This is a genomic window from Streptomyces hyaluromycini, from assembly GCF_002217755.1.
GTDB lineage: Bacteria > Actinomycetota > Actinomycetes > Streptomycetales > Streptomycetaceae > Streptomyces > Streptomyces hyaluromycini.
Genome location: NZ_BCFL01000024.1, coordinates 43,756 through 65,605, shown reverse-complemented (window position 1 = coordinate 65,605; position 21,850 = coordinate 43,756). Strand labels below are relative to the sequence as shown.

Here is a 21,850-nt window from a genome sequence, read left to right as displayed (position 1 = left end):
AGACTCGGACATGTGTTCCTGACGATCTCCACGAGCGGCACCGCCGCCTCCCCGGCCACCGACCTCGGGTTCCTGCTGCACAAGCACCCCGGCAACGCGCAGACCTTCACCACCTCGCACGGCATCGCGCACGTCTTCTACCCGGAGGCGGATCCCGAGCGCTGCACGGCGGCGCTGCTCCTGGAGGTGGACGCGGTGGCGCTGGTCCGACGCGGCAAGGGCAAGGGACGCGGCGGAGCCCCCGACGCAGCGCTCGCGCAGTACGTCAACGACCGCCCGTACGCGGCCTCCTCGCTGCTCGCCGTGGCGATCGGCAACGTCTTCTCCAGCGCCATGCGCGGCGTCTGCAGGGCCCGCCCCGAAGCCCCGGCGCAGCCGAGGTCGTTGCGGATCGAGGTGCCCGCGCTGCCCGCCCGCGGCGGCCCCGACCTCGTACGGCACCTCTTCGAGCCGCTCGGCTGGACGGTGACCGCCGAACCGGTCGCGCTGGACACCGAGTTCCCGGAGTGGGGCGACTCGCGGTACGTCGGCCTGGCCCTGGAGTCCGAGGCGCTGACCCTCTCCGAGGCGCTGCGCCACCTCTACGTCCTGCTCCCCGTCCTCGACGACGCCAAGCACTACTGGGTGTCCTCCGAGGAGGTCGACAAGCTGCTGCGCGCGGGCGAGGGCTGGCTCCCCGGCCACCCCGAGCACAAGCTCATCACCAGCCGCTACCTCTCCCGGCGCTGGTCGCTGACCCGGCAGGCGATGGAGCGGCTGGAGCTGGTGCGGCTCGCCGAGGCCGACGACAGCGAGGTCGAGGAGATCGACAACGCCGTCGCGGAGGAGACCGAGGCGGAGGAGAAGCCGACCCCGCTCGCCGTGCAGCGCCGCGAGGCGATCCTCGACGCGCTCAAGCGCTCCGGCGCCGCCCGGGTCCTCGACCTCGGCTGCGGCCAGGGCCAGCTGGTGCAGGCGCTGCTGAACGACCCGTCCTTCACCGAGATCGTCGGTGTCGACGTGTCCATGCGGGCGCTCACCATCGCCTCCCGGCGGCTCAAGCTGGACCGCATGGGGGAGCGGCAGGCCGCCCGCGTCAAGCTCTTCCAGGGCTCGCTGGCCTACACCGACAAGCGGCTCAAGGGGTACGACGCGGCCGTGCTCAGCGAGGTGATCGAACACCTCGACCTGCCGAGGCTGCCCGCCCTGGAGTACGCCGTGTTCGGCGCCGCCCGCCCCCGCACGGTCCTGGTGACCACCCCGAACGTGGAGTACAACGTCCGCTGGGAGACCCTCCCCGCCGGCCACACCCGGCACGGCGACCACCGCTTCGAGTGGACCCGCGAGGAGTTCCGCGCCTGGGCCCACCGGGTCGCCGAACTGCACGGCTACGACGTCGAGTTCACCCCCGTGGGCCCGGACGACCCCGAGGTCGGACCGCCCACCCAGATGGCCATTTTTGACATAAGCACGGCCACCGTATGCACCGCGAAGGAGGCGAAGGCGGCATGACCGAGACACAGCACACCGGACGGGTCCTGCCCGTCACCGACCTCTCCCTGGTCGTCCTCGTCGGCGCCTCCGGCTCCGGCAAGTCCACCTTCGCCCGGCGCCACTTCAAGCCGACCGAGATCATCTCCTCCGACTTCTGCCGGGGCCTGGTCTCCGACGACGAGAACGACCAGAGCGCGACCAAGGACGCATTCGACGTCCTGCACTACATCGCCGGCAAGCGGCTCGCCGCCGGCCGCCGCACGGTCGTCGACGCGACCAGCGTGCAGCAGGAGTCCCGGCGCCAGCTGATCGACCTGGCCAAGCAGTACGACGTGCTGCCCATCGCCATCGTCCTCGACGTGCCCGAGGAGGTGTGCGCCGAACGCAACGCGGCCCGCACCGACCGGGCCGACATGCCGCGCCGGGTCATCCAGCGCCACATCCGCGAACTGCGCCGCTCGGTCAGGCACCTGGAACGCGAGGGCTTCCGCAAGGTGCACATCCTGCGCGGCGTCGAGGAGGCCGAGTCGGCGACCGTCGTCACCGAGAAGCGGTTCAACGACCTGACCCACCTCACCGGCCCCTTCGACATCGTCGGCGACATCCACGGCTGCGCGAGCGAACTGGATTCCCTGCTCGCCAAGCTGGGCTACCGGGACGGCGTCCACCCGCAGGGCCGTACCGCGGTCTTCGTCGGCGACCTCGTCGACCGCGGCCCCGACAGCCCCGGCGTGCTGCGCCGCGTGATGTCGATGGTCGGGTCGGGCAACGCCCTGTGCGTGCCCGGCAACCACGAGAACAAGTACGGCCGATACCTCAAGGGCCGCAAGGTCCAGCACACCCACGGACTCGCCGAGACCATCGACCAGATGGACGGCGAGAGCGAGGAGTTCCGGGCACAGGTACGGGAGTTCATCGACGGACTGGTCAGCCACTACGTCCTCGACGGCGGGAAGCTGGTCGTCTGCCACGCCGGGCTGCCCGAGAAGTACCACGGCCGCACCTCCGGCCGGGTCCGCTCGCACGCGCTGTACGGCGAGACCACCGGCGAGACCGACGAGTTCGGCCTGCCCGTGCGCTACCCGTGGGCCGAGGACTACCGGGGCCGCGCCGCCGTCGTCTACGGCCACACCCCGGTCCCGGAGGCCACCTGGCTGAACAACACCATCTGCCTGGACACCGGCGCCGTCTTCGGCGGCAAGCTCACCGCGCTGCGCTGGCCGGAGCGGGAGCTGGTCGACGTACCGGCCGAGCAGGTCTGGTACGAGCCGGCCCGCCCGCTGCACACCGAGGCGCCCGGCGGCCAGGACGGACGCCCGCTGGACCTGGCGGACGTCCACGGCCGACGGGTCGTCGAGACGCGTCACCAGGGCCGGATCGCGGTCCGCGAGGCGAACGCGGCGGCCGCCCTGGAGGTGATGAGCCGCTTCGCGATCGACCCGCGCCTGCTGCCGTACCTGCCGCCGACCATGGCCCCGACGGCCACTTCGCACGTCGAGGGCTATCTGGAGCACCCGGCGGAGGCCTTCGCCCAGTACGCCGCGGACGGGGTCGCCCGGGTGGTGTGCGAGGAGAAGCACATGGGCTCGCGGGCGGTGGCACTGGTGTGCCGGGACACGGAGGTCGCGCACAAGCGCTTCGGCGTCCCGCCCGGCCCGACCGGCTCCCTCTACACCCGCACCGGACGCCCGTTCTTCGACGACGAGTCGGTGACCGAGGAGATCCTCGGCCGGATCCGCGCCTCGGTCGACGCGGCCGGCCTCTGGGACGAACTCGCCACCGACTGGCTCCTGTTGGACGCCGAGCTGCTGCCCTGGTCGCTCAAGGCCTCCGGCCTGCTGCGCACCCAGTACGCGGCCGTGGGCGCCGCCTCCGGCGCGGTCTTCCCGGGCGCGCTGGCCGCCCTGGAGGGCGCGGCGGCCCGCGGCGTCGACGTCACCGGTCTGCTGGCCCGGCAGCGCGAACGCGCCGCCGACGCGGCCGCGTTCACCGACGCCTACCGCCGCTACTGCTGGCCCACCGAGGGCCTGGACGGGGTGCGCCTGGCCCCCTTCCAGATCCTCGCGGTCCAGGGCCGCAGCCTCGCCGCGCTCCCGCACGACGAGCAACTCGCCCTCCTGGACCGGCTGGTGGAGCATGACCCGACGGGTCTCCTGCAGACCACCCGCCGCCTGCACGTCGACACCGGCGACCCGGAGTCGGTGCGGGCCGGCGTCGACTGGTGGCTGGAGATGACCGGCCGGGGCGGCGAGGGCATGGTCGTCAAGCCGGCCGGCGCGGTGGTCCGCGACCCGCAGGGCCGGCTGGTCCAGCCCGGCATCAAGTGCCGGGGCCGGGAGTACCTGCGGATCATCTACGGCCCCGAGTACACCCGCCCCGACAACCTCACCCGCCTGCGGGGCCGCTTCCTCAACCACAAGCGGTCCCTGGCGATCCGCGAGTACGCCCTCGGCCTGGAGGCCCTGGACCGCCTCGCGGACGGCGAACCGCTGTGGCGCGTGCACGAGGCGGTCTTCGGGGTCCTGGCCCTGGAGTCGGAGCCGGTGGACCCGCGGCTGTGAACGACGCCGGCTCCGGCAGGCCGGTCAGCCGACCAGTCGGAGCCGCCGCCCGCACGCCCCCACCCGGACCGTCTGCCCCCAGGTCAGTTCCAGGGCGTCGGTCTCGATGCCGTCGCCGAAGGCGATCAGGCGGTCCGACTCGACCGTGAGGGTCAGGGCCGCCGCGGCCGTCAGCTCGCCGGCGACCAGGGAGGTCCCGGTCGCCGGCGACGGCCAGGCCTCCCGGACGAACCAGAGGAGGCGGTCCTCCGTGGGGGCGGGCAACGGCAGCCGGGCGCCACGCTCCTGCCACACCGAGCGCAGCCAGCCGGTGGCCCCCGTGCCGGTGCCCACCAGCACCCCGGAGGAGGCCTGGGCCTCGACGACACCCCCGTCGTCCTCGAGGCCCAGGCGGTATCGGGCGGTCTGATGACCGGCGGTACCCAGATAGATCTCGTTGAGCGCCACGAGCCGCTGCGTGTCGTCGGCGACCGCCTCGACCATCGTCAGCTCGTCGGCCCCCGTGGCCGCGGCCGCGGCCGTTGCCGTGACCGAGGCCAGCAGTACGGCCGCCTGCTCCGGCCGGTGCCGAACCAGGACCCCCGGATTGCGGCCCGGGTCGGTGTCGATCCCGATCACCGGCTGGCCGTCCAGGTACTTGGCCACGTTCGCCACCAGCCCGTCCTGGCCGACCACCACGACCACGTCCTCGGGCGCGAACAGGAAGCGGTCCAGGTCGGCCCGCTCCACCCGGGCCTGGCGCCAGGCCAGCGGCACCGCCGAGGTCACCTCCGCGAGCGCCCGCCGGCTGCGCCGGTGCCGTTCGGCGACCTCGGCCATGTCCCGGCCCCGGGAGGCGAGGAAGAAGGCGGCCTGGCCGTGCGTGCCGTGCCGGGCCACCAGCTCCTCGTACTCCGTGGTCCGGTGGACGAGCACGGCCCGCGGCGCGAGGCTCACTCCCGCTCCCCTCCCAGCCTGGCGAGCAGCCCGGTCAGCACGTCGGGCGACACGGTCACGCTGTCTATGCGCGGCAGGTTCTCGGCGAGCCGGGTGCCGGTGAGGGCGTGCAGCGTGGCCACGTCCGCCTCGCCGTGCACCCGCAGCCAGGCCTCCTGTGCCGCGGCCCGCGCCTCGCCGACCTCCCGCGCCCCCGCGGCCTCGGCCCGCGCGAGCGTGACCGCCCGGGCCGCCTCGGCCTCGCCCAGCTTCACGGACCGGGCCGCCTCCGCCTCCGCCAGCCGTACCGTGCGCGCCGCCTCGGCGTCCGCCAGCTTCACCGTCCGGGTCGCCTCCGCCGCCGCGCGTACCGCGTCCGCCGCCGCGTGTTCCTCGGCCTCCCGGCGGGCGTTGGTGCCCCGTTGGTCGACCAACTGCTCCTCGCGGCGGGCCAGTTCGATCTGGCTCGCCAGCTCGTTCTCGGCGATCGCCCGCTCCCGCTCGACGGCCACCGCGCGCCGCTCGTAGGTCGCCCGGTCGGCCTCCTGCTGGATCCGCTCGCGGGCCGGGGTGCGCAGCGCCCGCTCCACCTCGGGCTCCGGCCGCAGCGCCATCACCCGGACGGCCACCACCTCGATGCCGGTGGCGGGGAGGCGGGGCTCCGCTCCGAGGCCGGCCGCGATCCGGTCCCGGGCCACCGCCACCCCGTCGACCAGCGCCTCCGCCAGCGGGGTGCGGGCCAGTGTGTCCAGCGCGTGCTGCTGGGCCGTCTCCGTGAGCAGGGTGCCGAGCTGTTCGAGGGGGGTGCCGCGCCAGACACCGGTGTCCGGGTCGATGGAGAAGTCGAGGCGGGCGGCCGCGACGGCCGGGTCGCCGACGCGGTAGGTGACCGTCGCCTGGACCGACACGTCCTGGAAGTCGGCCGTACGGGCGTGGAAGGTCATCGCCAGCTCGCGGTCGTCGACCGGGACCTCGGAGATGGCCGCGGTCAGGGCGCGGAACCAGAAGCTGAGCCCCGGGCCGTCGTGCAGCAGCTTCTCGCCCCGGTGGTGTCTGACGTGCGCCGTCGGCGCGCCGCGCAGATGCCGCCAGCCCAGGCGCCGGGTGATGTCGGCCATGGAACCCCCTCGCGATTTAGAGTCAGCATGACAATAATCGCGCCCGCGCCGTTTGTCGTCAAGAGGACGAGAAGAAGTGACGGGCGGCCGGCCGTGACAAGAAACGGTCGGGCAGGGGGTGAAGACGGTCCGCGATGGTCAGGATGGAGGCATGGGATTCCACGTCGACTCCGAGGCCGGGCGGCTGCGCCGCGTCATCCTGCACCGGCCGGATCTGGAGCTCAAAAGGCTCACCCCGAGCAACAAGGACGCCCTCCTCTTCGACGACGTCCTCTGGGTCCGCCGGGCCCGGGCCGAGCACGACGGGTTCGCCGACGTGCTGCGCGACCGCGGGGTCGCCGTCCATCTCTTCGGCGACCTGCTCGAAGAGGCGCTGGGGATCCCGGCCGCCCGCACCCTCGTCCTGGACCGGGTCTTCGACGAGAAGGAGTACGGCCCCCTCGCCACCGACCACCTGCGCACCGCCTTCGAGGAACTGCCGGCGGGCGCGCTGGCCGAGGCGCTGGTCGGCGGCATGACCAAGCGGGAGTTCCTGGCCGCCCACGCGGAGCCCACCTCGGTCCGCTTCCACGCCATGGACCTCGACGACTTCCTCCTCGAACCGCTCCCCAACCACCTCTTCACCCGCGACACCTCCGCCTGGGTCTACGACGGCGTCTCCATCAACGCCATGCGCTGGCCCGCCCGGCAGCGCGAGACCGTGCACTTCGAGGCGATCTACCGGCACCACCCCCTCTTCCGTGGCGAAACGTTCCACGTCTGGTCGGAGGGGCAGGCCGCCTACCCCTCCACCATCGAGGGCGGTGACGTCCTGGTGATCGGCAACGGCGCGGTCCTGATCGGCATGAGCGAGCGCACCACCCCGCAGGCCGTCGAGATGCTCGCGCACAAGCTGTTCGCGGCCGGCTCGGCGCAGACCATCGTCGCCCTGGACATGCCGAAACGGCGCGCCTTCATGCACCTCGACACCGTGATGACGATGGTCGACGGCGACACCTTCACCCAGTACGCCGGACTCGGCATGCTCCGCTCGTACACCATCGAACCCGGCACCGGCGAGAAGGAGCTCAAGGTCACCGACCATCCGCCGGAGCACATGCACCGGGCGATCGCCGCCGCCCTCGGCCTCAGCGAGATCCGGGTCCTGACCGCCACCCAGGACGTGCACGCGGCCGAGCGCGAACAGTGGGACGACGGCTGCAACGTCCTCGCCGTCGAACCCGGTGTCGTCGTCGCCTACGAACGCAACTCCACCACCAACACCCATCTGCGCAAGCAGGGCATCGAGGTGATCGAGATCCCGGGGAGTGAGCTGGGGCGGGGGAGGGGTGGGCCGCGGTGCATGAGCTGCCCGGTGGAGCGGGATGCCGTATGACATGTCGCGCGTCACGCATGACATGTGACATACCACTGGCGCCCCCACCCCAAGAGACCTGTATAGAAATGTGGAACATCGTATAGACTTCCAATGTCCCGAAGTCGACCCCAACCGCTGGAGCGCCCCCATGGCGACTGTCCCGACCGCCCTCGCCGGCCGCCACTTCCTCAAGGAGCTGGACTTCACCCAGGAGGAGTTCCGCGGGCTGGTCGAGCTGGCCGCCGAGCTGAAGGCGGCCAAGAAGGCCGGGGCCGAGACGCAGTACCTGCGGGGCAGGAACATCGCGCTGGTCTTCGAGAAGACCTCCACCCGCACCCGCTGCGCCTTCGAGGTCGCCGCCGCGGACCAGGGCGCTTCCACGACCTACCTCGACCCGGCCGGCTCGCAGCTCGGGCACAAGGAGTCGGTGAAGGACACCGCCCGGGTCCTCGGCCGGATGTACGACGCGATCGAGTACCGCGGGCACGGCCAGGGCGTCGTCGAGGAGCTGGCCGCGTTCGCCGGGGTGCCCGTCTACAACGGCCTCACCGACGAGTGGCACCCCACCCAGATGCTCGCCGACGTGCTCACCATGACCGAGCACAGCGACAAGCCGCTCGACGGGATCGCCTTCGCCTACCTCGGCGACGCCCGCTACAACATGGGCAACTCCTACCTCGTCACCGGCGCCCTGCTCGGCATGGACGTCCGGATCGTCGCGCCCCGGCTGCTGTGGCCGGACGACACCATCGTCGAGCTGGCCCAGCAGCTCGCCGGCGCGTCGGGCGCCCGGATCACGCTCACCGAGGACGTGAAGGACGGGGTGCGCGGCGCCGACTTCGTCGCCACCGACGTCTGGGTGTCGATGGGCGAGCCCAAGGAGGTCTGGGACGAGCGCATCGCGCTGCTCGGCCCCTACGCCGTCACCATGGACGTGCTGCGCGCCACCGGCAACGCCGACGTCAAGTTCCTGCACTGCCTGCCGGCCTTCCACGACCTCGGCACCGTCGTCGGCCGCGAGATCCACGAGCGGCACGGACTGACCGAGCTGGAGGTCACCGACGAGGTGTTCGAGTCCGAGCACTCGGTCGTCTTCGACGAGGCCGAGAACCGGATGCACACCATCAAGGCGGTCCTGGTGGCCACCCTCGCCTGACCGGCCCTGTCCTTTCCGGCGGCCCGGCACCACCCCACGCCCGGGCCGCCACCGCGACCGAACCCGGATCGCACCCGCACCACCAGAAACGAGCACCACCCGCATGCCCCGCATCAAGTCCCCGCACCTGCTGGTCGCCGAATCCGGCGCCGACCGCGCGGGCCACGGCCTCCGCCGCACCATGGGCCTCTTCCAGCTGATCTGCTTCGGTATCGGCGCGATCGTCGGCACCGGCATCTTCGTCGGCCTCTCCGACTCGGTCGCCCAGGCCGGCCCGGCCGTCGTCGTCTCCTTCGTGCTCGCCGCGATCACCTGCGTCTTCACCGCCCTCGCCTTCGCCGAGCTGGGCGGCGCGATCCCGGTCTCCGGGTCGTCGTACTCCTTCGCCTACGCCGGGCTCGGCGAGTCCACGGCCTTCCTGGTCGGCTGGTGCCTGCTCCTCGAATACGGCATCTCGATCTCGGCCGTCGCGGTCGGCTGGAGCCAGTACGTCAACGAACTGCTGCACAGCCTCACCGGCCTCCAGCTCCCGCACGCCCTGTCGGCGGGCCCCGGTGACGGCGGGGTCGTGAACCTCCCCGCCGTGATCGTCATCGCGATGGCCGCCGTGCTGCTGGTGCGCGGGGTGCGGGAGAGCGCCCGGGCCACCGCCGCGATGGCGGCCGTGAAGCTGATCATCCTGGTCGCCTTCTGCGCGATCGGCTTCAGCGCCTTCAAGGACGGCAACCTCGTGCCGTTCTCCCCGGCCGGCCTCGGCGGCATCGGCGCGGGCACCACCGCCGCGTTCTTCTCCTACATCGGCTTCGACGCGATCACCACGGCCGGCGAGGAGGCCAAGAACCCGCGCCGGGACATCCCGGTCGCCGTCCTCGTCTGCATGGGCGTCGTCACCCTGCTGTACTGCGCGGTCGCGCTGGCCGCCATCGGCGCCATCGGCGGCGACCAGGTCGCGGGCCGTCCCGCCGCCCTCTCCTACGTCGTCAACCAGGTCACCGGATCCACGATCGGCGGCGGAGTGATCGCCTTCGGCGCGGTCGTCGCCATCGCCTCGGTCGTTCTCGCGGTGATGTACGGCCAGACCCGCATCCTCATGTCCATGTCCCGGGACGGCCTGATCCCGCGCGTCTTCGAGAAGGTCTCCCCGAAGACCGCCACCCCGGTCGCGGGCACCCTGATCGTCGCGGCCGTCTTCGCACTCCCTGCGGCCTTCGCCTCGCTGGACGCGGTGATGAACCTGTGCACCATCGGCACCCTCGCGATCATGGCCGTGGTGAACATCGCCGTGATCGCCCTGCGCCGCCGCGAACCGGCCCTCGCCCGCACTTTCCGGGTACCGCTCTACCCGGTCGTGCCCCTGCTGGGCGTCGGCTTCTGTCTGTACCTCATGTACGAGACCGGGTGGACGACCTGGATCCAGTTCGCCGTCTTCCTGGCCGTGGGCCTGCTGGTCTACCTCGGCTACGGCCGCCGGAACTCCACGCTGGCCCTGGTGAAGAGCGACACCGTCACGCCCGACGCCACTGACGCGGTACTGCAGGAAGCCTGAACCACACCGCCTTGCCGGACTCGGTGGGGCGGTGCCCGCAGGACGAGCTCAGGGCGCGGATCAGCAGCAGGCCGCGCCCGCCCTCCTGCATGGGGTCGGGCTCCTCGATCACCGGACGGGTGAGATGGCCGGGCGGCGCCGGGTCCGGGTCGTGCACCTCGACCTTGCAGCCCCCCGGCAGCAGCTCGACGACCAGCTCTATCGGCCCCCGGCCTGCGGTGTGCTCCACCGCGTTGGCGACCAGTTCCGCCGTGAGCAGTTCGGCGGTGTCGGTGTCCGCCGCGTGGTCCGTCTCCTCCATCGCCGAGCGCACCAGGGCACGGGCGACCGGCACGGCCGCGACGGTGTGCGGCAGCGCGATACGCCAGGAGGCGGCTGCGGAAGGTGGTTCGTACACGGCGATTCCGTTCATGGCGCAGGCGATCACTGCTTGTCCTGCTTTCAACTGTAGGAATGGTACGGGTCCCGTTCCGGAACCCGACGGCGGGCCCCGGACCGGACCTTCGTCCCGGTAACGGGCTGCTTACCCCGGCCGACGGGCCGTCTCGCACCCGCGCCCGCACTGTTACCGCGTTATTGACGCGCCGTGACCTTGTGACCGTCCGTCCGGAACGTGAAGGAGCCCCCGGCAGCTGCCGGGGGCTCCTTCACGTGCGTGCGGGGATCAGCCGAACTCGACCATCCCCGCGGTCAGCGTCGCGCCGTCCGCCGGGTCGATCAGGATGAACGCACCGGTGCGGCGGGAGGCCGCGTAGGCGTCCAGCGGCAGCGGCTCGGCGCTGCGCAGGGTGATCCGGCCCAGGTCGTTGGCGGTCAGCTCGGTGGCGCCCGCCAGGTCGCGGACGATCGCCTTGACGGTCCGGGTGGTGTGCTTGAGCAGCACCCGGTCGCCGACCCTGAGCGGCCGGTCGGCCAGATGGCAGACGGCGGCCGTGACGTCCTGGGTGAGCGCGGGCGCCTCCGGTCCGGCGGTGATCATGTCGCCGCGCGAGACGTCCCGCTGGTCCGCCAGGCGCACCCCGATGGACTGCGGGGCGTGCGCCGCTTCGACCTCGGTGCCGAGCACGTCGATCGCCGCGATCTCGGAGGTCTCGCCGGAGGGGTGCACGGTGACCCGGTCGCCGACCCGTACCGAGCCGGAGACCAGCTGGCCGGCGTAGTGACGGATGTCACCGTGCCGGATGACGTACTGGACCGGGAAGCGGACCGGGGCGTCGGCCGGGTCCGCGGCCACCGGGACGTTCTCCAGGAACTCCAGGAGCGCCGGGCCGCCGTACCAGTCCATGTGCGCGGAACGGTCGACGACGTTGTCGCCCACCAGCGCCGAGACCGGGATCGGGGTGACCTCGGGGAGCCCCAGCTCGGCGGTCTGGGCGGTGAAGTCGGCGACGATCCGCTCGAACTCGGCCCGCTCGTAGCCGACCAGGTCCATCTTGTTGACGGCGAGGACGACGTGCGGGACGCGCAGCAGCGCGGCCACGGCGGCGTGCCGGCGGGTCTGCTCGACGACCCCGTTGCGGGCGTCGACCAGGATGATCGCCAGCTCGGCGGTGGAGGCGCCGGTGACCATGTTGCGGGTGTACTGCACATGGCCCGGGGTGTCGGCGAGGATGAAGCGGCGCTTGGGGGTGGCGAAGTAGCGGTAGGCCACGTCGATGGTGATGCCCTGTTCGCGTTCGGCGCGCAGGCCGTCGGTGAGGAGGGCGAGGTCGGGGGTGTCCTGGCCGCGGCTGGCGGAGGCGCGCTCGACGGCTTCCAGCTGGTCGGTGAGGACCGACTTGGAGTCGTGCAGGAGCCGTCCGACGAGGGTGGACTTGCCGTCGTCGACGGAGCCCGCGGTCGCGAACCGCAGGGTGTCGATGGTCGTGCTCATGCTTAGAAGTACCCCTCGCGCTTGCGGTCTTCCATCGCGGCCTCGGAGAGCTTGTCGTCGGCACGCGTCGCGCCGCGCTCGGTGAGACGGGAGGCGGCGATCTCGGCGATCACCTTCTCGATGCTGTCGGCGCCGGAGTCCACCGCGCCCGTGCAGGACATGTCACCGACGGTCCGGTAGCGCACCTGCCGCTTCTCGACCGTCTCGTTCTCCCGCGGCCCGCCCCACTCACCGGCCGTCAGCCACATCCCGCCGCGCATGAAGACCTCGCGGCGGTGGGCGTAGTAGATCTCCGGCAGTTCGATCTCCTCTCGGGCGATGTACTGCCAGACGTCCAGTTCGGTCCAGTTGCTCAGGGGAAACACGCGGACGTGCTCGCCGGGGGCGTGCCGGCCGTTGTACAGGTTCCACAGTTCGGGGCGCTGGCGGCGCGGGTCCCACTGGGAGAACTCGTCGCGCAGGGAGAAGACGCGCTCCTTGGCGCGGGCCTTCTCCTCGTCCCGGCGGCCGCCGCCGAAGACCGCGTCGAACCTCTCGCTCTGGATCTTCTCCGTCAGCGGCACGGTCTGCAGCGGGTTGCGGGTGCCGTCGGGACGCTCGCGCAGCACACCGCGGTCGATGTAGTCCTGTACGGAGGCCACATGGAGGCGCAGCCCATGTGCGGCCACCACACGGTCCCGGTACTCAAGGACCTCGGGGAAGTTGTGCCCGGTGTCCACATGCAGCAGCGAGAACGGGACCGCCGCCGGGGCGAACGCCTTCAGCGCCAGGTGCAGCATGACGATGGAGTCCTTGCCGCCGGAGAACAGGATCACCGGCCGCTCGAACTCGCCCGCCACCTCACGGAAGATGTGGACCGCCTCGGACTCCAGCGCGTCCAGATGGGACAGCGTGAAGGTGCTCATGCCAGCCCCCGCTCCACCAGCAGCGCGTGCACCGCGTCCGCCGACTCCTGCGGGGCCTGCTCCTGGGTGCGCAGCACCAGCGCCGGATCGGCGGGCGGCTCGTACGGGTCGTCGACACCGGTCAGCCCGGTCAGCTCGCCCGCGGCCTGCTTGGCGTACAGGCCCTTCACGTCCCGCTCGCTGCACACCTCGACCGGGGTCGCCACATGCACCTCCAGGTACGGCGTCCCGCTCTTCTCGTGCCGGCCCCGCACCGCCTCGCGGCTGTCGGCGTAGGGGGCGATGACCGGGACGACGCAGAGCACGCCGTTGCGCGCGAGCACCTCGGCGACCAGGCCGATGCGCTGCACGTTGGTGTTGCGGTCCGCCCGGGAGAAGCCGAGGCCGGCCGAGAGGAAGCGGCGTATCTCGTCGCCGTCGAGAACCTCCACGCGATGTCCTTCGGCCTTGAGCCGGTCGCCGAGGAGGCGGGCGATCGTCGTCTTCCCCGCGCTCGGCAGTCCCGTCAGCCAGACCGTGGCTCCCTGAGCCCTTGGCGTGGTGGTCATGCGCAACAGACCTCTTCCTTACCTACTCGTCAAACCCGCGTACGACCCGTCGAAGAGTAGGTAAGAAGTCTGAGAGGAGTGGTTAAGGAAGCTGAGGTTTAACTGAGTGACTCCTGGTACGCAAGAGGTCACAGACTCCTGCAATGAACATTTCACAGAGGGCCGTCCGGCTGTTCACAGAGCCGGTCACCCGGGCCCACGGAGCCGGGTCACAGGCCGACGAAGGCGCCCCCGGCCTCCCGCAGCCGCTCGTGCAGTGCGCGGAAGACGGCCGCCGAGCGGGTGCCGGGCCAGTCGGCGGGCAGCAGGCCCGTCGGCAGTCCGGGGTCGGTGTACGGCAGGTGGCGCCAGGAGTCGAGGGCGCGGAGATAGTCGCGGTAGGCGTCCTCCGGCGGGGTGTCCGACCGGTGTTCCCAGCCGCGCAGCACCGGCTCGTGGGCGTCGAGGAACTGCTCGTGCGCCTTGGCGATCGCGGTCAGGTCCCACCAGCGGGCGACCGCCTCGGTGGTGGGTGCGAAGCCGAGGTGGTCACCCCGGAAGAAGTCCACGTACGGGTCGAGGCCCAGCCGGCGCAGGGTGTGCCGGGTCTCCTCGAACAGCCGGGCCGGGGCGATCCACACGCCCGGCGCGGCGGTGCCGAAGCCGAGTCCGGCCAGCCGGGAGCGCAGCACGTGCCGCTTCTGCCGCTCCGACTCGGGCACCGAGAACACCGCGAGCACCCAGCCCTCGTCCTGCGGCGGTGCGTCGGCGTACACCCGGCGGTCGCCGTCTTCGAGCAACTGCCGTGCCTCCGCGGAGAGCGCGTATCCGGCGGTGCCCTGCGCGGTACGGGCAGGGGCCAGCAGCCCGCGCCGTTTCAGCCGGGACACCGACGAACGTACGGAGGGGGCGTCCACGCCCACGGCGGCCAGCAGCCGGATCAGCTCGGCGACGGGCACCGGGCCGGGCAGGAAGCGGCCGTACGCGCCGTAGAGCGTGACGATGAGGGACCTCGGGGCGTGTTGCTCGGGCACGTTGATCATTTTAGGTCCCCGGCATCGCTGCTGGTCACCTTCGGTGCACGGCTGAACGTGAGTCAGGATTCCCGGGGCCCGTCCCGGGTGGCCGCCGACCTGTGCCCGGTGCCCGGTGCCGGGTCAGGCGGCGATGGCGACGGCGCGGCGGTCGGCCGGGCCGCGGTGCGGCGGGACCACGCTGCCGTCGGCGTGCAGCTCGCCCGTGTCGTCGAAGACGATCGCCCCGTCGCACAACAGGGTCCAGCCCTGCTCGGGGTGGGCGGCGACGATGTGCGCCAGGCCGCGGTCGGCCGTCGCGCTCGGGGACTGGTGGGAACACATGGCGCACCTCCACGGGGCTGCCTCCGGCACGGTCGCCGACCGGCATGACCAGACCATGCTCCTGCCGTGAACGCCGGGGAACCTCCTGCCGCGACCTGTGACAACACGCGGACAACTCCCGGACGCGGCCACGACGGTCGCCGCGGCTCCGGGACACGACCGGCGTCCCGGGTACGGCGGGACGCGCCACCGAAGGGGTGACGATCACGCTCCCGGGCCCGGCCGCCCGGCATCCTCACGATCCGGGAAGGAAACCATGCCCGTACGCCCCCTCCTCGCCGCGGCCCTCGGTTCCGTCGCCCTGCTGTGCGCCGCCGCCGCCCCCGTGACCGCCGCCCCCGGCGAGTCCGGCACCGTCGCCCGCACCGGCCGTCTCGCCTCCGACGGCACCGTCACCCTCTCGGGTACCTAGTGCCCCGGCAGGCAACGTTTGCCCGTCAAGGAGCGGCGTCCGGTGCGTGCTCTCGGCGTGCCGGGTGCAGGCCCTCGTACTGGATGTACTTGGGCTTGTGCCCGGTGCGGCGAGTGGGGGCACCTCCCACGCCTTTCGGGCAGTGGGGGAGCGTGCCGGGCGTCGCGACGGGGCGAACGTTGCCTGCCGGGGCACTAGACCTGCACCGGTGCCACCGGACCGGTGTTCATCAGCTCCTCGGTCAGCCAGGACTCCCCGAACTACAAGCACGGCATCGGCGGCACCCGGGCCGTCTGCGACGACGCCGAGCACCGCAGGGAGAACACCGGCAAGGTCACCTCGGAGAAGCTGAAGCCCGGCGCGGCCCACGTCGAGGCCACGATCATGGAGCTGCGCTCCACGGGCGGCCTGCCGCTGCCGTCCTTCCACGCCACCGGCCAGCAGGACATCAACCTCACCAAGGCCTGACCCGGGCGCGGGAACCGGGCTCCGGTGCCGCCGGGGCCCGGTGCCGCCGGAGCCCGGTCAGCGTGCCAGCAGCTTGCGCAGCGCCGCGGTGACCTTGTCCGGCGCCTCCTCCGCCATGAAGTGCCCGCACGTCACCGTCCGGTGCTCCAGGTCCGGGGCCCAGGCCCGCCATACCGCTGCCGCGTCGTAGCCGAGGGCGGCACCCCAGTCCTGCTGGAGCACGGTGACCGGCATGGACAGGACGTTCCCGGCGGTCCGGTCGTCCAGGTCGTGGCCGGCATCGACACCGGCCGAGGCCCGGTAGTCGGCCACGATGGAGGGCACCGCGTCCCGGCAGGCCGCGAGATAGGCGTCGCGGACGTCGCCGGGGATCGCCGCGGGGTCGCGGGTCCACAGGTCGAGGAAGTGGCCGAAGAACAGATCCGGGGCCGCGCCGATCAACTCCTCCGGCAGGCCCGGCGGTTGGGCCATCAGATACAGATGGAAGGCGACGGCGGCCGTGGCGCCGTGCAGCACCTCCCACATGTCCAGGGTGGGCAGCACGTCCAGCAGCGCCAGGTGCGTGACCGCGTCCGGGTGGTCGAGCCCGGCCCGGAAGGCGACCAGCGCACCCCGGTCGTGCCCGGCCAGCGCGAAGCGCTCGTGGCCGAGCGCCCGCGCGAGCGCCACGACGTCGGCGGCCATGGTCCGCTTCGCGTACGACGTCCCGTCCGCGTCGGCCGGCTTGTCGCTGGCGCCGTAGCCGCGCAGGTCGGGACAGATCACGGTGTGTCCGTCCGCCAGTCCTGCGGCCACGTGCCGCCACATCAGGTGGGTCTGGGGGAAACCGTGCAGCAGGACGACCGGGCTGCCGGTGCCGCCGACTGCCGTGTGCAGGGCGACGCCGTCCGCGACCGGGACACGGTGCTGCTGAAAACCGGGGATGTTCATGCGCCGAGGCTCCCCTGCCCGGATCAGCAGCGGATCAGCGCCACGTACGGTGGGCGGGTGAGGATCGACCAGGTCGCCTTCGGGGTGCTCGGATCCGTGACGGCCGAGCGGGCCGGTCTCCCGCTCGCCCTGAAGGGCCCCCGGCACCGTGCCGTACTGGCCCGGCTGATCGTCGCCCGCAGGCGTGTGGTGCCCGTGGCCCGGCTGGTCGCCGACCTCTGGGAGGAGCCGCCGTCCGCCGCCGTCGGCGCCGTCCGCACCTTCGTGGGCGATCTGCGGCGGGCCCTCGAACCCGGCCGGCCGTCCCGTGCCCCGGCCCGGCTGCTGGTCACCGACGGCCCCGGCTACGCCCTGCGCGCGGAAACGGTCGACGCCTGGCGGTTCGAGCAGGCCGTGCAGACCGCCGCGCAGGAGGAGCCCGCGCGGGCCGCACACCTGCTGCGGGAGGCGCTGGAGCTGTGGCGGGGGCCCGCCTACGCCGAGTTCGCGGACGAGGAGTGGTGCCGGGGCGAGCGGGCCCGGCTCGCCGAGCTGCGGCTGCGGGCCGTGGAGCAGCGGGCCGAGGCGCTGCTGGCGGCGGGCCGGGCGGCGGAGGCGGTGCCCGATCTGGACGCCCACCTCAGCGGGCACCCGTGGCGCGAGGAGGCCTGGCGGCTGCTGGCGCTCGCCCTCTACCGGACCGGCCGCCAGGGCGACGCCCTCGCGGTGCTGCGCCGGGCCCGTGCGACCCTCGCCGGACAGCTGGGCGTCGACCCGGGCCGGGCGCTGCGCCGGCTGGAGGCCGACGTGCTCGCCCAGGACCCCGGCCTGGACGCGGAACGCGGGGCTACGGCGGCCCGGGTCTGGTCCCGGGCGGCCGAGGCGTACGACCGTACCGTCGCCGCCGGTTCCCGGGCCCGGCTCGAATCGACCGTCGGACTGCTGCGCACCCTCGCGGTGACCGGCTCCGGCGGGCTGGCCGCCGCCCGCGAACACCGGCTCGCGGCGATCACCGCGGCCGAGGAGTCCGGCGACCCGGAACTCACCGCCCGGGTCATCGGCGCCTACGACGTCCCCGCGATCTGGCCCCGGTCCGACGACGAGAAGGGCGCCGACCGCATCGTCCGGGCCGCCGAACGGGCGCTCGTCCGCCTCCCGGCCACCCCGGCCCAGGACGCGGCCCGCTGCCGGCTGCTCGCCACCGTCGCCCTGGAGTCCCGCGGCACCAGGTCCGGCCGCGCCGTGCAGGCCGCCGCCGAGGCGGAGCTCCTCGCCCGCCGCCTGGACGACCCGGGGCTGCTCGCCTTCGCCCTCAACGGCGTCTTCATGCAGTCCTGCACCCGGGCCGGCCTCGCCCCGCGCCGCGACGCCGTCGGCAGCGAACTGGTCGCCCTGGCGGCCAGGCACGGCCTGGTCACCTACGAGGTGCTCGGCCACCTGATCCGGGTACAGGCGCGGGCCGCGCTCGCCGACTTCACCACGGCCGACGAACACGCGGCGGCGGCCGACCGGCTGGCCGACCGCCATGAACTGCCGCTGGTGCGGGTGTTCACGGAGGGTTATCGGGCGCTGCGCCTGGCGGCGACGGGTGAGACGGGGCACGCCGGGGGAGGGGCCGACAGCGCGCGGGGCAGGGGCGCACCGGTCTCCGGCAGGCAGGCCGAGCAGGGTGATGGGCCGGATTCAGGCCGGTCCGGAGCAGCCGAGCGGAGCGGCCGTCCGGTGCCCGACACCGGCTCCGCCACGGCTCGCCGGATCGGCGGGCCGGTGCCCGACACCGGCTCCGCCACGGCTCGCCGGATCGGCGGGCCGGTGCCCGACACCGGCTCCGCCACGGCTCGCCGGATCGGCCGTCCGGTGCCCGACACCGGCTCCGCCACGGCTCGCCGGATCGGCGGGCCCGTGCCCGACACCGGCTCCGCCACGGCTCGCCGAAGCGGCGGGCCCGTGCCCGTCGTCGTCGGCGCCCTCGCGGCCCGCGGGACCGGAACGCGGGTCGCCCCTGCCGGTGCCGTCGAGGCCGCTTACCGTGAGGTCGGCAGGCTCCTCGACGGGCCCGGTATGCCCGGGGTGCGCGACGGGCTGCTTCCCTTCGCGCTGCTCTGCCTCCGCCTGGCGGGGCGGCCGCACGGAATCCGGGACGCCGTCGACCCGGGCGCCGACTGGGGGCCGTATCTCCCCTGGATCCGGCCTGCGCTCGCCCTCGCCGCCGACGACGAAAGGGCAGCCCGCGATGCGCTTCGCGGGCTGCCCGAACCGCCTGCCGACCTCGTGCAGGAGGCGCTGTGGTGTGTCGTGGCGGCCGCCGCCCTGGAACTCGGCGACCGCGCGGCCCTGCGCCGCTGCCGGGCCGCACTGAGCCCGGCCGCCGGTCAACTCGCCGGTGCGGGCAGCGGGTTGGTGACGGCCGGACCGGTCGACGGCTGGCTGGCGGCGATCGATGAGGCCCTCGGCCGGACAGGGCTTCGGCCGCCGGCTCCTTCCTGATGCGGTTGTACGCCGTGTGTGCGCACGATCAGCGGCGTGCCGATGCGGCCGGAGTCGATGACCTCCTTCATCTGCCGGTAGCCGGCGTCGTAGTGGCGCATGAAGCCGACCTGCACCAGGCGGCGGCCGTGCGCCTGCTCCGCCTCGACGATCCGCAGGCAGTCCTCGGCGGTGGTGGCGAGCGGCTTCTCGCAGAACACGGGCTTCCCGGCGGCGATCGCGGCGAGGACGTGTCCGGCGTGGGTGGGGCCCCAGGAGGTGACGAGTACGGCGTCGACGTCGTCCGCCGCGACCACGGCCGCCCCGTCTGGCAGCACCCGGGCGCCGACCGGCGCTGCTGCCTCTTCTGCACGGGCCGGATCGATGTCGGTGACCGCGGTGACGCGGGCGCCGGTGACGGTGTGGGCGAGGCGCCGGATGTGCTCTTTGCCGATCCAGCCGGCGCCGATGACTCCTACACGTACGGTCATGGTCGTCCCTTCAGGGGGTTCAGGAGAAGCACGCGCGGGTCTTTGTCGCGCTCTACTAGCGCGCTCTAGCGCGAGTACGATGATCCCTGTCCGAATGTCATGTCAATACCTGGTTGCCGGGGGATTTCCGGGAGCTTCCGGGGACAGGCCCTAGGGTGGGCCCCGTCGAAGGGTGGGTGCACAGGTGGATGCAGCGGGCCGGCGCCGGCCGACGATGGCCGACGTCGCCGACAAGGCGGGTGTCTCCCGGGCGCTGGTGTCGATCGTGTTCCGCAACCAGCCCGGTGCGAGCCAGGAGACGCGCGAGCGGGTGCTCCGGGTCGCCGACGAGATCGGCTACCGCCCCGACAGCGCGGCCCGGTTGCTGGCCCGGGGTCGCAGCCGCACCCTCGGCGTGATGTTCACCGTCCACCAGACCTTCCACACCGATCTCATCGAGGGCATCTACCCGGAGGCCGAGCGGCTCGGCTACGACGTGCTGCTCTCCGCCGCCGCCCAGGGCCGCAGCGAGGAGAAGGCCGTCGAGGCGCTGCTCGGCCACCGCTGCGAGGCGCTGATCCTGCTCGGCCCGGACGCGGACCCCGCCTACCTGGACGGCCTGGGCCGGCGTGCCGTGACCGTGTCGGTCAGCCGCCGGGTGCCGCGGGCCCGGGTGGACTTCGTGCACAGCGCGGAGAGCAAGGGCGTCCGGCAGGCCATGGACCACCTGGTGGAGCTCGGGCACCGCAGGATCGTGCACATCGACGGCGGCCGGGGTCCCGGCTCGGCCGAGCGGCGGCGCTCCTACCGGGCCGCGATGCGCAGGCACGGACTGGAGCCGGAGACCCGGGTGATACCCGGTGCGCACACCGAGCAGTCGGGCATCGAGGCCGGACGGCTGCTGCTCGCGGAACGCGACCGCGGGCTGGAGCTGCCGACGGCGGTGCTGGCGGGCAACGACCGTTGCGCGATGGGCGTGTTGATGACGATGACGCGGGGCGGTGTCGAGGTCCCGTCAGACGTCTCCGTGGTCGGCTTCGACGACAGCCATCTCTCCCACCTCATGCCGATCGGCCTCACCACTGTCCGTCAGGACGCCCGGCTGATGGCCGAGTACGCGGTGCGGTTCGCCGTGCAGCGGCTGGGGGAGCCCGAACTGGAGCCGCGGGAGGCGGTGCTGGACCCGAAACTGGTGGTACGCGGCACGAGCGGGCCGCCCCCCGGCGGAGGACGGCCCGCCCGGTGACCGCTGACCGCTGACCGAGCATCAGCGGGTGCCGTTGGCCGCGAACCCGGCGATGCTGTCGGCGTCCCCCACCGGCAACTCCGCTCGCCATGTCGGGAGTCGTCAGCGTTCGAAGTAGCGGCGGGGGTTGTGGATCAGCATGGTGTCGATCTGTTCCTCGGTGATCCCGCGTGCGCGCAGTGCCGGCAGCACGTCGTCACTGATGTGCGTGAAGACCCAGCGCGGGTTGGTGGCCTGGATACGGTCCTCGGGCATCCAGTCCAGGTGGCAGGCGGCGTCGTGGGAGAGCACCAGGTGGTCGGTGTATCCGCGGGCCACCAGCGCAACCATCGTCTCCACCCGCTGCTCGAACGGCAGGGCGTCGTCCAGGCCGAACCGGTCCATGCCGAGGAGCGAGCCGGCGTCGGCGAGGGTGGTGAGGTAGTCCAGGTCCGTGCTGTCGCCGGCGTGCCCGATCACCACCTTGGTCAGGTCCACGCCCTCCTCGGCGAGGAGCCTCTGCGCCACCAGACCCGACCGGTTCGCCGCGCTGGTGTGTACGGTGACCGGCGCGCCGGTGACCCGGTGGGTGGCGGCAATGGCCTTCAGGACGCGCTCCACGTCGGGGGTCAGCCCCGGCTGGTCGATGGCGCACTTGAGGAGGCCCGCGCGGATGCCGGTTCCGCCGATGCCTTCCTCCAGGTCGGTGCGGAACATCTCCAGCAGCGGCTCGGCACCGTCGACCCACCGTCCGGGGCCGTTGTACTGGAAGAAGAACGGCAGCTCGGTGTAGGTGTAGTAGCCGGTGGCGGGGACGATGTGGAGGTCGACCTGCTCGTTGACCCGGGCCACGCGGGGGAGGAAGCGGCCGAGTCCGAGCACGGTGGGGTCCACGATCGTGTCGATCCCCCGGGATCTGAGGGCACGCAGCTTGGCGACCGCATCCGCCACGCGCGCTTCCTCGTCCCACCGCCGCGGGTAGTTGCATCGCAACTCCTCGCTGAGTACGAAGACGTGCTCGTGCATGAGCACCCTGCCCAACCGTGAGGAATCCACCGGGCCGCGCACCGTGGGCACCACGCTCATCGCGAGTCACTCCTTGGAACTCCGA

18 protein-coding genes and 2 pseudogenes are annotated in these 21,850 nt (G+C 72.7%); 9 read left to right on the top strand and 11 right to left on the bottom strand.

Annotated features, from left to right (window positions below; genetic code table 11):
* Window positions 1–12 precede the first annotated feature (12 nt).
* Window positions 13–1,491 carry a 3' terminal RNA ribose 2'-O-methyltransferase Hen1 gene (locus tag SSP29_RS31155; RefSeq protein WP_089104195.1) on the top strand — a complete coding sequence of 493 codons (1,479 nt, stop codon included), beginning with the start codon at window positions 13–15 and terminating at the stop codon, window positions 1,489–1,491.
* Window positions 1,488–4,034: a polynucleotide kinase-phosphatase gene (locus SSP29_RS31150; protein WP_089104194.1), complete on the top strand. Its 2,547-nt coding sequence runs from the start codon at window positions 1,488–1,490 to the stop codon at window positions 4,032–4,034. The genes SSP29_RS31155 and SSP29_RS31150 overlap by 4 nt, the downstream gene beginning before the upstream one ends.
* Window positions 4,035–4,058: 24 nt before the next feature.
* Here the strand turns inward: SSP29_RS31150 and SSP29_RS31145 are convergent, their stop codons facing one another.
* Both SSP29_RS31145 and SSP29_RS31140 read right to left on the bottom strand, forming a co-directional pair.
* Entirely contained in the window at window positions 4,059–4,970 is a 912-nt protein-coding gene (locus SSP29_RS31145) for an NAD(+)/NADH kinase (protein ID WP_089104193.1), read from the bottom strand.
* Window positions 4,967–6,067, bottom strand: coding sequence for an SPFH domain-containing protein (locus tag SSP29_RS31140; protein WP_089104192.1), 1,101 nt, complete (start codon window positions 6,065–6,067; stop codon window positions 4,967–4,969). The genes SSP29_RS31145 and SSP29_RS31140 overlap by 4 nt, the downstream gene beginning before the upstream one ends.
* A 151-nt stretch (window positions 6,068–6,218) precedes the next feature.
* Here SSP29_RS31140 and SSP29_RS31135 point away from each other — a divergent pair, with 151 nt between their 5' ends.
* The 3 genes from SSP29_RS31135 to SSP29_RS31125 all read left to right on the top strand — a co-directional run bounded on the left by SSP29_RS31135 (window position 6,219) and on the right by SSP29_RS31125 (window position 10,126).
* A complete protein-coding gene (locus SSP29_RS31135; RefSeq protein WP_089104191.1) occupies window positions 6,219–7,442 on the top strand; it encodes an arginine deiminase in 1,224 nt (407 codons plus the stop codon).
* 130 nt (window positions 7,443–7,572) lie between these two features.
* A complete protein-coding gene (gene argF / locus SSP29_RS31130; protein ID WP_089104190.1) occupies window positions 7,573–8,580 on the top strand; it encodes an ornithine carbamoyltransferase in 1,008 nt (335 codons plus the stop codon).
* 103 nt (window positions 8,581–8,683) lie between these two features.
* Window positions 8,684–10,126 carry an amino acid permease gene (locus SSP29_RS31125; protein ID WP_089104189.1) on the top strand — a complete coding sequence of 481 codons (1,443 nt, stop codon included), beginning with the start codon at window positions 8,684–8,686 and terminating at the stop codon, window positions 10,124–10,126.
* Here SSP29_RS31125 and SSP29_RS31120 read toward each other — a convergent pair.
* The 6 genes from SSP29_RS31120 to SSP29_RS31095 form a co-directional block, all read right to left on the bottom strand.
* On the bottom strand, window positions 10,086–10,538 hold the full coding sequence (locus SSP29_RS31120; RefSeq protein WP_089104445.1) for an ATP-binding protein: 453 nt from the start codon (window positions 10,536–10,538) through the stop codon (window positions 10,086–10,088). The genes SSP29_RS31125 and SSP29_RS31120 overlap by 41 nt on opposite strands.
* 252 nt (window positions 10,539–10,790) lie before the next feature.
* Window positions 10,791–11,999, bottom strand: coding sequence for a sulfate adenylyltransferase subunit 1 (locus SSP29_RS31115; protein ID WP_089104188.1), 1,209 nt, complete (start codon window positions 11,997–11,999; stop codon window positions 10,791–10,793).
* Window positions 12,000–12,001: 2 nt separating this feature from the next.
* Window positions 12,002–12,904, bottom strand: a complete 903-nt coding sequence (gene cysD, locus SSP29_RS31110; RefSeq protein WP_089104187.1) for a sulfate adenylyltransferase subunit CysD — start codon at window positions 12,902–12,904, stop codon at window positions 12,002–12,004.
* Window positions 12,901–13,452 carry an adenylyl-sulfate kinase gene (gene cysC / locus SSP29_RS31105; protein ID WP_089104186.1) on the bottom strand — a complete coding sequence of 184 codons (552 nt, stop codon included), beginning with the start codon at window positions 13,450–13,452 and terminating at the stop codon, window positions 12,901–12,903. Before cysC ends, cysD begins: the two co-directional genes overlap by 4 nt.
* Before the next feature lie 209 nt (window positions 13,453–13,661).
* Complete coding sequence (locus SSP29_RS31100; protein WP_089104185.1) at window positions 13,662–14,474, bottom strand: PaaX family transcriptional regulator; 813 nt, start codon at window positions 14,472–14,474, stop codon at window positions 13,662–13,664.
* A 114-nt stretch (window positions 14,475–14,588) separates the two neighbouring features.
* A complete protein-coding gene (locus tag SSP29_RS31095; RefSeq protein WP_089104184.1) occupies window positions 14,589–14,789 on the bottom strand; it encodes a DUF5999 family protein in 201 nt (66 codons plus the stop codon).
* Between the two features lie 256 nt (window positions 14,790–15,045).
* Here SSP29_RS31095 and SSP29_RS58695 point away from each other — a divergent pair, with 256 nt between their 5' ends.
* Both SSP29_RS58695 and SSP29_RS31085 read left to right on the top strand, forming a co-directional pair.
* Complete coding sequence (locus SSP29_RS58695) at window positions 15,046–15,201, top strand: hypothetical protein (RefSeq protein WP_167450038.1); 156 nt, start codon at window positions 15,046–15,048, stop codon at window positions 15,199–15,201.
* A gap of 222 nt (window positions 15,202–15,423) precedes the next feature.
* Complete coding sequence (locus SSP29_RS31085) at window positions 15,424–15,669, top strand: DUF6299 family protein (RefSeq protein WP_150135247.1); 246 nt, start codon at window positions 15,424–15,426, stop codon at window positions 15,667–15,669.
* A gap of 57 nt (window positions 15,670–15,726) precedes the next feature.
* Here the strand turns inward: SSP29_RS31085 and SSP29_RS31080 are convergent, their stop codons facing one another.
* Window positions 15,727–16,599, bottom strand: a complete 873-nt coding sequence (locus SSP29_RS31080; protein WP_089104183.1) for an alpha/beta fold hydrolase — start codon at window positions 16,597–16,599, stop codon at window positions 15,727–15,729.
* 63 nt (window positions 16,600–16,662) lie between these two features.
* Here SSP29_RS31080 and SSP29_RS61325 point away from each other — a divergent pair.
* Window positions 16,663–18,204: pseudogene (locus SSP29_RS61325) on the top strand (AfsR/SARP family transcriptional regulator); the annotation flags it as partial.
* Window positions 18,205–19,088: 884 nt separating this feature from the next.
* Here the strand turns inward: SSP29_RS61325 and SSP29_RS31070 are convergent.
* Window positions 19,089–19,535, bottom strand: a pseudogene (locus SSP29_RS31070) (Gfo/Idh/MocA family protein); the annotation flags it as partial.
* 214 nt (window positions 19,536–19,749) lie between these two features.
* Here SSP29_RS31070 and SSP29_RS31065 point away from each other — a divergent pair.
* On the top strand, window positions 19,750–20,760 hold the full coding sequence (locus SSP29_RS31065; protein WP_089104182.1) for a LacI family DNA-binding transcriptional regulator: 1,011 nt from the start codon (window positions 19,750–19,752) through the stop codon (window positions 20,758–20,760).
* Between the two features lie 102 nt (window positions 20,761–20,862).
* On the opposite strand, the gene SSP29_RS31060 is transcribed toward SSP29_RS31065, so the two are convergent.
* Window positions 20,863–21,825, bottom strand: coding sequence for a phosphotriesterase family protein (locus SSP29_RS31060; RefSeq protein ID WP_089104181.1), 963 nt, complete (start codon window positions 21,823–21,825; stop codon window positions 20,863–20,865).
* Between the last annotated feature and the right edge of the window lie 25 nt (window positions 21,826–21,850).

Bases quoted from the DNA above. Each gene is read 5' to 3' on its own strand.
- SSP29_RS31060 (WP_089104181.1), bottom strand. From the start codon at position 21,825: ATGAGCGTGGTGCCCACGGTGCGCGGCCCGGTGGATTCCTCACGGTTG.
- argF (WP_089104190.1), top strand. From the start codon at position 7,573: ATGGCGACTGTCCCGACCGCCCTCGCCGGCCGCCACTTCCTCAAGGAG.
- SSP29_RS31120 (WP_089104445.1), bottom strand. From the start codon at position 10,538: ATGAACGGAATCGCCGTGTACGAACCACCTTCCGCAGCCGCCTCCTGG.
- SSP29_RS31095 (WP_089104184.1), bottom strand. From the start codon at position 14,789: ATGTGTTCCCACCAGTCCCCGAGCGCGACGGCCGACCGCGGCCTGGCG.
- SSP29_RS31140 (WP_089104192.1), bottom strand. From the start codon at position 6,067: ATGGCCGACATCACCCGGCGCCTGGGCTGGCGGCATCTGCGCGGCGCG.
- SSP29_RS31115 (WP_089104188.1), bottom strand. From the start codon at position 11,999: ATGAGCACGACCATCGACACCCTGCGGTTCGCGACCGCGGGCTCCGTC.
- SSP29_RS31125 (WP_089104189.1), top strand. From the start codon at position 8,684: ATGCCCCGCATCAAGTCCCCGCACCTGCTGGTCGCCGAATCCGGCGCC.
- SSP29_RS31135 (WP_089104191.1), top strand. From the start codon at position 6,219: ATGGGATTCCACGTCGACTCCGAGGCCGGGCGGCTGCGCCGCGTCATC.
- SSP29_RS31150 (WP_089104194.1), top strand. From the start codon at position 1,488: ATGACCGAGACACAGCACACCGGACGGGTCCTGCCCGTCACCGACCTC.
- SSP29_RS31080 (WP_089104183.1), bottom strand. From the start codon at position 16,599: ATGAACATCCCCGGTTTTCAGCAGCACCGTGTCCCGGTCGCGGACGGC.
- SSP29_RS31100 (WP_089104185.1), bottom strand. From the start codon at position 14,474: ATGATCAACGTGCCCGAGCAACACGCCCCGAGGTCCCTCATCGTCACG.
- SSP29_RS31065 (WP_089104182.1), top strand. From the start codon at position 19,750: ATGGCCGACGTCGCCGACAAGGCGGGTGTCTCCCGGGCGCTGGTGTCG.
- SSP29_RS58695 (WP_167450038.1), top strand. From the start codon at position 15,046: ATGCCCGTACGCCCCCTCCTCGCCGCGGCCCTCGGTTCCGTCGCCCTG.
- cysD (WP_089104187.1), bottom strand. From the start codon at position 12,904: ATGAGCACCTTCACGCTGTCCCATCTGGACGCGCTGGAGTCCGAGGCG.
- cysC (WP_089104186.1), bottom strand. From the start codon at position 13,452: ATGACCACCACGCCAAGGGCTCAGGGAGCCACGGTCTGGCTGACGGGA.